Origin of the sequence: Streptomyces sp. NPDC050625, assembly GCF_040654755.1 — a bacterium.
Classification (GTDB): Bacteria; Actinomycetota; Actinomycetes; order Streptomycetales; family Streptomycetaceae; genus Streptomyces.
The window spans coordinates 1-10386 of sequence record NZ_JBFAIQ010000078.1; the positions used below are offsets into that span (position 1 = coordinate 1).

Annotated in this window: 2 protein-coding genes; both read left to right on the forward strand. The window is 73.1% G+C overall.

Annotated elements, in window-relative coordinates:
• The coding region (locus tag AB0I54_RS47425; RefSeq protein WP_363302627.1) for an SDR family NAD(P)-dependent oxidoreductase at positions 1-3522 on the forward strand (3522 nt) is incomplete at its 5' end.
• A gap of 18 nt (positions 3523-3540) precedes the next feature.
• A partial coding sequence (locus tag AB0I54_RS47430; protein ID WP_363302628.1) for an SDR family NAD(P)-dependent oxidoreductase occupies positions 3541-10386 on the forward strand: 6846 nt, incomplete at its 3' end.

A 10386-nucleotide genomic window follows, 5' to 3' on the forward strand; every position in this document is an offset into this window, starting at 1 on the left:
GCGATGGTGTCGGTGGCCCTGTCGGCCGGGCTGGTGCGGGAGCGGCTGTCGGGTGGGCTGGAGATCGCGGCGGAGAACGGGCCCGCGTCCGTCGTGGTAGCCGGTGAGCCGGCGGAGGTGGCCGGGTTCAGGGAAGCCTGTGAGCGGGACGGTATCCGTGTCCGTCAGGTCAGCGACGAGTTCGCTTTCCACACCAGCCAGATGGAGGGGATCGGCGGGGAGTTGGCGGCGGCGGTTGCGTCGTTGTCTCCGCGTGCGGCCGGGGTGCCGTTGTATTCGACGGTGACCGGCGACCTGCTGGACACGTCCACGATGGATGCCGGTTACTGGCGGCGGAATCTGCGGGAGCCGGTGCGCTTCGAGGCCGCCGTGCGGGCGGCGCTGGCCGCCGGTCACGGGTTGTTCATCGAGGTCGGTCCGCATCCGGTGCTGACGGGCGCGGTGCAGCAGACGGCCGAGTCGCTGGACGCCACGGCGGTGGCGCTCGGCACGCTGCGGCGGGACGAGGACGACCACGGGCGGCTGCTGACGAGCCTGGCCCAGGCATACGTCCATGGCGCGGACGTCGACTGGTCCGTCCCGTTCGACGGCACCGGCGCGCGACGGGTCGAGCTGCCCACCTACGCCTTCCAACGCCAGCGGTACTGGCTGGACGCCACGCTCCGGGAGACGGCGGATGTCACCTCGGCGGGCCTGCGGACGGCGGACCATCCGCTGCTGACGGCGGCGGTCGGTCTCGCCGGCAGCGACGGCGGGACCGTACTGACCGGCAGGCTGTCGCGCCACACCCACCGGTGGCTGACCGAGCACGCCGTCGGTGGCGCCGTGCTGCTGCCGGGTACCGCGTTTGTGGAACTGGCTCTGCGCGCGGGTGACGAGGTCGGCTGTGACGTCCTGGAGGACCTGACCATCGAAGCGCCGCTGGTGCTCCCGGAGACAGGCGCCGTACAGCTGCAACTGCGCGTCGGCGCCGAGACCGGCGCCGACGGACGCCGTACGGTCGAGCTGTACTCCCGGGTCGACGACGAACTGACGTCCGGCGAGTGGACCCGGCACGCCGAGGGAGCGCTGACCGCCAGCGGGGACGACGGGGACGCCGGCTTCGACCTGACGCAGTGGCCGCCGCCGGGCGCCCGCCCGGTGGACCTCGACGGGGTCTACGAGCGGCTGGCCGAACGCGGCTACGGCTACGGGCCCGTGTTCCAGGGACTCAAGGCGGCCTGGGAGCAGGGGAGCGAGGTGTTCGCCGAGGTCGCCCTGCCGGCCGAGGCCGCGGAAGGGGCGGCCGAGTTCGGCATCCACCCCGCTCTGCTCGACTCCGTCGTCCACCCGATGATCCTGCGGTCCGAACCGGGAACGGAGATCCTCCTGCCGTTCTCCTGGGCGGGCGTACGCCTGTACGCGGCAGGGGCTTCGGAGCTGCGGGTGCGGCTGTCGAGCACCGGACCCGACGCGCTGGAGGTGGCCGTCGCCGACATGTCCGGGGCGCCGGTCGCGTCGGTCGGCACCCTGACCGCGCGCCCGGTGTCGACGGAGGCGCTGGTGGCGGCGGTGCGCAGCGACGAGCTGTTCCGTCTGACCTGGCAGCCGGTGCCGTCCTCCGGCGCACGCCCGGAGGAGCGGTGGGCCGCGGTCGGCGGCCTCGGCACCGCGCCGGAGGGGGCCGAGGTCTTCGCCGACCTCGCCTCGGTCGGCGCTGGGGAGCAGGCGCCGGACATGGTGCTCCTCCCCGTCGATGGCGGCGGCCCCGAGCGGCTGGGCGCCGTCACGGCGGACGTCCTGGCCCTGGCCAAGGAGTGGCTGGCCGATGAGCGGTTCCGCTCCTCGAGGCTGGCCGTGCTCACCCGCCGGGCCGTCGCCACGCGGCCCGGTGAGGAGGTCCGGGACCTCGTCGGCGCGGCCGTGTGGGGCCTCATCCGCAGCGCGCAGTCGGAGAACCCGGACCGGTTCCTCCTGCTGGACCTCGACGAGGCCGACGGTTCCTCCCTGGCGGAGGCGCAGGCCACCGGAGAGCCACAACTGGCGCTGCGCGACGGCGCCATGTACGCCCCGCGCATCGCGCGTCTGTCGTCCACGGAACAGTCCGCGGGGAAGTCAGCGAGGCAGTCCGCGGAGCAGTCAGCTGAACAGTCCGCGGGGCCGAGGACGTTCGACCCGGACGGCACCGTCCTCATCACCGGCGGCACCGGTACGCTCGGCGCACTCGTCGCCCGGCACCTGGTCACCCGGAACGGGGCCCGGCACCTGCTGCTGGTGAGCCGCCGGGGCCCCGACGCGGTGGGCGCTGACGGGCTGCGGACAGACCTGGCCGCCCTCGGCGCCGAGGTCACCGTCACCGCCTGCGACATCACTGACCGGGAAGCCCTGAAGAAGCTCCTCACGGACATACCGGCCGAGCACCCGCTCACCGCCGTCATCCACACGGCGGGCGTGCTGGACGACGGCATCCTCACCTCGCTCACCCCGGAGCGGCTGGACACGGTCCTTCGCCCCAAGGCCGTCGCCGCCTGGCACCTGCACGAGCTGACGGCACAGCTGGACCTCGCGGAGTTCATCCTGTTCTCCTCGGTCTCGGGTGTGCTGGGCGGTCCCGGCCAGGGCAACTACGCCGCGGCCAACGCCTTCCTGGACGCCCTGGCCCACCAGCGGCAGGCCGCCGGTCTGCCCGGTGCCAGCCTCGCCTGGGGCCTGTGGGCGTCGGAGAGCACCATGAGCGGCACCCTCGACGAGACGGACCGGGCCCGACTGAACCGGGGCGGTGTCCTGCCGCTGTCCGCCGACCAAGGGCTGCGCCTCTTCGACAGCGCCCGCTCCTCGGGCCTGCCGCTGCTGGTCCCCGTGCGGATGAACACGGCGGCGCTCCGCTCCCAGGCGGCGGCGGGGGCACTCCCGGCGATGCTGCGCGGCCTGTTCGCCGTGCCGGCCCGGCGGGCCGTCGACGGCGCGGCGAAACTGCGGAGCCGACTGGCGAAACTCGGTCCCGAGGAGCAGGAGAAGGCCGTACTGGACCTGGTTCTGGGACACATCGCCACGGTGCTCGGCCACGCGTCACCCCAGGCCGTCAAACCGCAGCGGCCGTTCTCGGAGCTGGGCTTCGACTCGCTGGTGGCGGTGGAACTGCGCAACCGGCTGAACACGGCCACCGGGCTGCGGCTGCCGGCCACCGCCGTCTTCGACTATCCGACGCCCGCCGCACTCGCGGGATTCGTCCGTACGGAAACACTCAAGGATCAGACCCCCGACGGACCGGACGAACTGCGGCAACTCGACCGGCTCGAAGCCGCCCTGGCAGCCCGGTCCGCCGACGACGCCTGGCGGGCGAAGCTCACGGCCCGCCTCCAGATGATCCTCGCCGGTCTTGGCGTGGACAGCTTCACGGCAAGCGCGACCTCCGCGGACGGTGACGCGGCGGAGGGCGAACAGGACGCCGAGCGGCTGCAGTTGGCCACCACCGACGAACTGTTCGCGATCGCCGAGAGCGAATTCGGCATTTTCCAGGACGACGAGCGCTCGCAAGCCTGATCACGAGGAAGGCGAAAGATGGCCGAGGAAGAAAAGCTCCGTCAGTATCTCGCGGCTGCGCTCGGGGAACTCAAGCAGACCCGCCAGCGTCTCCAAAGGGCCGAGGCCGCCGGAGACGAGCCGGTGGCGATCGTGGGGATGGCGTGCCGGTATCCGGGTGGCATCGCGTCGCCTGAGGATCTGTGGCGGCTGGTGGCCGAGGGCGGGGACGCGATCTCGGAGTTCCCGACCGACCGTGGCTGGGACGTGGAGGGGCTGTACGACCCGGATCCGGAGAGCGTCGGGAAGTCGTACAGCAGGCACGGCGGTTTCCTGCATGAGGCGGCGGAGTTCGACGCCGGCTTCTTCGGGATCAGTCCCCGTGAGGCGATGGCGACGGACCCGCAGCAGCGACTGCTGCTGGAGACGGCCTGGGAGGCGCTGGAGCGTACGGGGATCGACCCGACCGCGTTGCGCGGCAGCCGTACGGGGGTGTTCGCGGGGCTGATGTACGGCGACTACGCCCTGCGGCTGCACCGCACGCCCGAGGGTTTCGAGGGGATGCTGTCCACGGGCAACGCGGGCAGTGTGGCCTCCGGCCGTGTCTCGTACACCTTCGGGTTCGAGGGTCCGGCCGTCACGGTGGACACCGCCTGCTCGTCGTCCCTGGTCGCGCTGCACCTCGCCGCGCAGGCGCTGCGGAACGGCGAGTGTGATCTGGCGCTGGCCGGCGGTGTGACGGTGATGGCGACGCCGCAGACGTTCGTGGAGTTCTCGCGCCAGCGGGGCCTTGCCCCCGACGGCCGGTGCAAGTCGTTCTCCGACGCGGCCGACGGCACGGGGTGGGCCGAGGGTGTGGGTCTGCTGGTCGTCGAGCGGCTCTCGGACGCGCGCCGCAACGGCCACAGGGTGTTGGCGGTCGTGCGCGGCTCGGCCGTCAACCAGGACGGTGCGTCGAATGGTCTGACGGCGCCCAACGGCCCGTCGCAGCAGCGTGTCATCCGGCAGGCGCTGGCCAGTGCCCGGCTGACGGCTGCGGATGTGGATCTGATGGAGGCGCACGGTACGGGTACGACGCTGGGCGACCCGATCGAGGCTCAGGCGCTGCTCGCCACCTACGGCCAGGACCGGCCGGAGGACCGGCCGTTGTGGCTCGGCTCGATCAAGTCGAACCTCGGCCACACCCAGGCCGCGGCGGGCGTGGCCAGTGTGATCAAGATGGTGATGGCGATGCGGTACGGGGTCATGCCGCGCACCCTGCACGTGGGGGAGCCGTCGCGGCATGTCGACTGGTCGGCGGGTGCGGTCGGTCTGCTGACGGAGGAGCGGGCCTGGCCGGAGCTGGATCGGCCGCGGCGTGCGGCGGTGTCGTCGTTCGGGATCAGCGGCACCAACGCCCACGTCATCCTGGAGCAGGCCCCCGTCAAGGAACCGGACGAGGAACCGTCCGAAGAACCGTCCGCGGAAACGGCCGAGGAAACCTCCGTGGAGACAGCCGGGGAGGCGTCCGCACCGGAGCCCGCCACGGACACCCCGGTGCCGTGGCTGTTGTCGGCCCGTACCGCGGCGGCACTCGCCGAGCAGGCACGGCGGCTCGTCGGCTCCGTCGCCGGACTCGGCACCGTGGACGTCGGCTTCTCGCTGGCGGAGCGAACCCAGTTCGAGCACCGCGCCGTCGTCGTTGGCCACGACCGCGGCAAGCTGCTGGCTGGTCTCGAAGCCGTCGCCGAGGGCCGGTCCGCCGCCGGTGTGGTCCGGGGCGAGGAGGTCTCCGGCGGTCCCGTGTTCGTCTTCCCCGGCCAGGGCTCGCAATGGGTGGGCATGGCTCGCGGGCTGCTGGACAGCTCGCCGGTCTTCGCCGAGCGGATGGCCGAGTGCGCGGCGGCGCTGGCCCCGCACACCGACTGGTCCCTGCTGGACGTGGTCCATGACGCCGACCCCGAGGCGCTGGAGCGCGTGGACGTCGTCCAGCCGGTGCTGTTCGCGGTGATGGTGTCGCTGGCGGCGGTCTGGGAGTCCTACGGGGTACGCCCGGCCGCCGTCGTGGGCCACTCCCAGGGCGAGATCGCCGCCGCCTGCGTGGCCGGAGCGCTGTCGCTGGAGGACGCCGCGAAGGTCGTCGCCCTGCGCAGCCGCTCCCTGCTGCGTCTCTCCGGCCAGGGCGGCATGGTCTCCGTGGCGGCACCGCCGGCGGAGGTCGCGACGCGGATCACCGCCCTCGACAACGGCCTTGAGGTGGCCGTGGTCAACGGGCCCGAGCTGGTGGTCGTCTCCGGCTCCCCCGACGCACTCGACGCGCTGGTGACGAGCTACAAGGCCGACGGGGTGCGGGCCCGGCGGATCGCCGTGGACTACGCCTCGCACTCCGCCTACGTCGAGCAACTGCGCGACGAGCTGGCCACGGCGCTGTCCGGGATCCGGCCCTTGGCCGGGCGGGTGCCGTTCTACTCCACGGTGGGTGCGGCGGACGGGTCGGTCGACCACGACGCGTCCTCGGGTCAGACCGGGCCGACCGACACCACCACGCTCGACACCGGCTACTGGTACCGCAACCTGCGGCAGCCGGTGCGGTTCGACGCCGCGGTGGAGGCGGCGATACAGGCGGGGAACGAGCTGTTCATCGAGGTCAGCCCGCACCCCGTGCTCACGGGCGCGGTGCAGCAGAACGCCGAACGGCTGGAGCGGCGGGTGGCGGCCATCGGCACGCTCCGCCGCGCGGAGAAGGAGCCGTACCGGCTGCTGACGAGCCTGGCCGAGGCGCACGCGCACGGTGCGGCCGTCGACTGGACCGCCACGTTCGACGGCGGCCGCCGGGCGGAGCTGCCGACATACGCCTTCCAGCACGAGCGCTACTGGCTGCCGGAGGAGCCGGGCAGCGGCGACATCGGCGCGGTCGGCCTCGGCGCGCTGGGGCACCCGCTGCTCGGCGCCGCCGTCCGGCTGGCCGACAGCGACGGCGCCGTACTCACCGGCCGGCTCTCCCTGCACACGCACGCCTGGCTCGCCGACCACGCCGTGGCGGGCGAGGTCGTCCTCCCGCCCGCCGCTTTCGTCGAACTCGCGCTGCGCGCGGGTGACGAGGTCGGCTGCGATGTCGTTGAGGAGCTGACCCTCCGGGCGCCGCTCGTGCTGCCCGCGTCGGGCGGTGTGCAGGTGCAGCTCGTCCTGGGCGCTCCCGAAGACGCCCGCCGTGCGGTCGCGGTGTACTCGCGCGTCGAGGGCGCCGACGACGTGCAGGGGTGGGTCCAGCACATGTCCGGCGTTCTGGCCGTCTGCTCGGACACGAACACCCCCTCCTTCGACCTGGCCCAGTGGCCGCCCGCGGGGGCCCAGCCGGTGCCGGTCGACGGCCTGTACGAGCGGCTCGCCGACCGGGGCTATGGCTACGGTCCGGCGTTCCAGGGCCTGCGGGCGGCCTGGCAGCAGGGCGCCGAGCTCTTCGCCGAGGTGGCGCTGCCCGCCGACTCCGCCGGACAGGCGGCGCAGTTCGGCCTGCACCCGGCGCTGCTCGACGCGGCCCTGCACCTTACGACGGCGAACGCCGACAGCGCGACGGACGACGAGACCGGTGGGACCAGTGGGACCGGTGGCATCACGCTGCCCTCCGACTGGTCGGGTGTGCGGCTGTTCGCGGTCGGCTCATCGGTCCTGCGGGTGCGGGTCACGGCCGACGGCGCCGTGCAGCTCGCCGACGGTGCCGGCGCCCCGGTCGCGGCCGTGGAGTCCGTCGTGTCCCGCCGGGTGGAGGTGGCGGCGCGTGCCGTGGGCGGTGACTCGCTGTTCCGCCTGGAGTGGACACCCGCGGATACGGGGGAGACCCGGACGCCGGTGGTGCTGGGTGACGACTTCGCCGATGTCGAGGAGCTGCGGCAGGCTGTCGAGGCCGGCACCCCGGCACCGGACATCGTGGTCTACCGGGCCGCGGGCGAGACGGCCCGTACGGTGCTGCCCCTGCTGCAGCAGTGGCTGAGCCTGCCGGAACTGGCCGAGTCCCGACTCGTGCTGGTCACCCGCGGCGCGGTGAGCACCGCCCCCGACGAGGACGTGCCCGACGTCGCCGCCGCCACCGTGTGGGGCCTGGTGCGTTCGGCGCAGAGCGAGCACCCGGGCCGGGTGGTGCTGGTGGACCTGGACGAGGCGGCCGGTCCGGAGACCGTGCCGTCCGCCGTCGTCGATGAGGACCAGCTGGCGATACGGGGCGGCCGGGTGCTGGCGGCCCGGCTGGCGCGTGCCGTGCCCGGTGACAGTGAGGGTGAGACGCAGGAGTGGCCGACGGCCGGCACCGTACTGATCACCGGCGGTACGGGCACACTGGGCGGGCTGGTGGCACGCCATCTGGTGCGGCGGTGGGGTGTGCGGCGCCTGCTGCTCGTCAGCCGCCGTGGCCCCAGCGCGCCGGGCGCCGGGGAACTGGCCGAGGAACTGGCGTCGCTGGGTGCCCAGGTCGATGTAGTGGCGTGCGACGTGTCCGACCGGCAGGCGCTGGCGGATGTGCTGGCCGGGGTGTCGCTGTCGGCGGTGGTGCACACGGCCGGTGTGCTGCGGGACGCGACCATCACCTCGATGACGGGCGAGCAGGTCGACGAGGTGCTGCGGGCGAAGTCCGACGCGGCGTGGCATCTGCACGAGCTGACGCGGGAGTCGGACCTGTCGGCGTTCGTGCTGTTCTCCTCGGCCGCCGGTGTACTGGGCGGCCCGGGGCAGGGCAACTACGCGGCGGCGAACGCCTTCCTGGACGCCCTGGCCGCTGCGCGCCGGGCGCAGGGCCTGCCGGGTGTGTCGATGGCATGGGGCCTGTGGGCCCCGTCCAGCGACATGACCGGGGAGCTGAGCCAGGCGGACCGCCGTCGCATGGCCCGCATGGGATTCAAGGCGATGAGCGCCGAGGAGGGGCTGGCCCTCTTCGACGCGGCGCTGCGGCTTGACCCGTCGGCCGTCATGCCGGCGTCCTTCGACTGGAGTGCCGTGCGCCGGCAGACCGAGGCGGTGCCCAGCGTGCTGCGCGGACTGATCCGGCCCTCCCGGCGTACGGCCGCAGGCGGCGAGGGCTCCTCCGCCTTCGCCCGTCAGCTGCTGGGCATGGCGGAGCCCGAACGCGAACGGTTTCTCGTCGACCTGGTCCGTACCGAGGTCGCTGCCGTCCTCGGCCACGCGGGACCGGACGCGGTCGCCGCCGACCGGGCGTTCAAGGAGCTGGGTTTCGACTCGCTGACGGCGGTGGAGCTGCGCAACCGGCTCGGCGCGGTCACCGGACTGAAGCTGCCCGCCACGCTGGTCTTCGACCACCCCCGCCCGCTGGCCGTGGCGCGATATCTTCTCGGCGATCTGGTGGGGATCGCCGACGCGGCCCGGCCCGAGCCTTCGATGGCGGCCGTCGCCGACGAACCCATCGCGATCGTGGGCATGGCCTGCCGCTTCCCCGGCGGTGTCGGCAGCCCCGAGGACCTGTGGCGGCTGGTGGCCGACGGGGCGGACGTGATCTCCGGCTTCCCGACCGACCGCGGCTGGGACGTGGACGGCCTCTACGACCCGGACCCCGACCACCACGGCACGTCGTACACCCGCGAAGGCGGCTTCCTCTCCGGAGTCGCGGACTTCGACGCGGCGTTCTTCGGGATCAGCCCGCGCGAGGCGGCCGCGACGGACCCGCAGCAGCGGCTGCTGCTGGAGACGGCGTGGGAGGCGTTCGAGCGTACGGGAATCGACCCGTCGACCCTGCTGGGCAGCCGGACCGGTGTGTTCGTGGGGAGCAACGCACAGGACTACGCCGCGTACGTGGTGGGAGCACCGGAGGAGAGCGCCGGATACCTGGCGACCGGCAGCGCCGCGAGCGTGATGTCCGGCCGCGTGGCGTACGCCTTCGGTCTTGAGGGCCCGGCCGTCACCGTGGACACGGCGTGCTCGTCGTCGCTGGTGGCCCTGCACCTCGCCGCGCAGGCGCTGCGGAACGGCGAGTGCACCCTCGCGCTCGCGGGCGGTGTCACGGTGATGACCACGCCCGGCCTGTTCGTCGACTTCAGCCGGCAGAAGGCGTTGTCGCCCGACGGCCGGTGCAAGTCGTTCTCGGACGATGCAGACGGGACGGGGTGGGCCGAGGGTGTGGGTCTGCTGGTGGTGGAGCGGCTGTCGGACGCGCGGCGCAATGGCCACAAGGTGCTGGCCGTGGTGCGGGGCAGTGCGGTGAACCAGGACGGTGCGTCGAATGGTCTGACGGCGCCCAACGGCCCGTCCCAGCAGCGCGTCATCCGCCAGGCGCTGGCCAGTGCCCGGCTGACGGCTGCGGATGTGGATCTGATGGAGGCGCACGGTACGGGTACGACGCTGGGCGACCCGATCGAGGCTCAGGCGCTGCTGGCCACTTATGGACAGGACCGCCCGGAGGACCGGCCGCTGTGGCTCGGCTCGATCAAGTCGAACCTCGGGCACACCCAGGCCGCCGCCGGTGCCGCCAGCATCATCAAGATGGTGCTGGCGATGCGCCATGGAGTCATGCCGCGCACGCTGCATGTGGGGGAGCCGTCGCGGCACGTCGACTGGTCCTCCGGGGCCGTCAGCCTGCTGACGGAGGAGCAGGTGTGGCCGGAGCTGGATCGGCCGCGGCGTGCGGCGGTGTCGTCGTTCGGTATCAGTGGCACCAACGCGCATGTGGTGCTGGAGCAGGGGCCGGTTGAGGAGCAGTCGCCTGCCGTGGAGCCCGCGGGTGATGGTCTGGTGCCGTGGGTGGTGTCGGCGAAGTCCGCCTCCGCCTTGGCGGAGCAGGCTGGACGGCTGGCCGGTGCCACGCCGGACTTGCGTCCGGTGGACGTCGCCTTCTCGTTGGCTGCGGGGCGGGCGTCGTTTGAGCACCGTGCGGTGGTGCTGGGCCGGGACCGGGAGGCGTTGCTC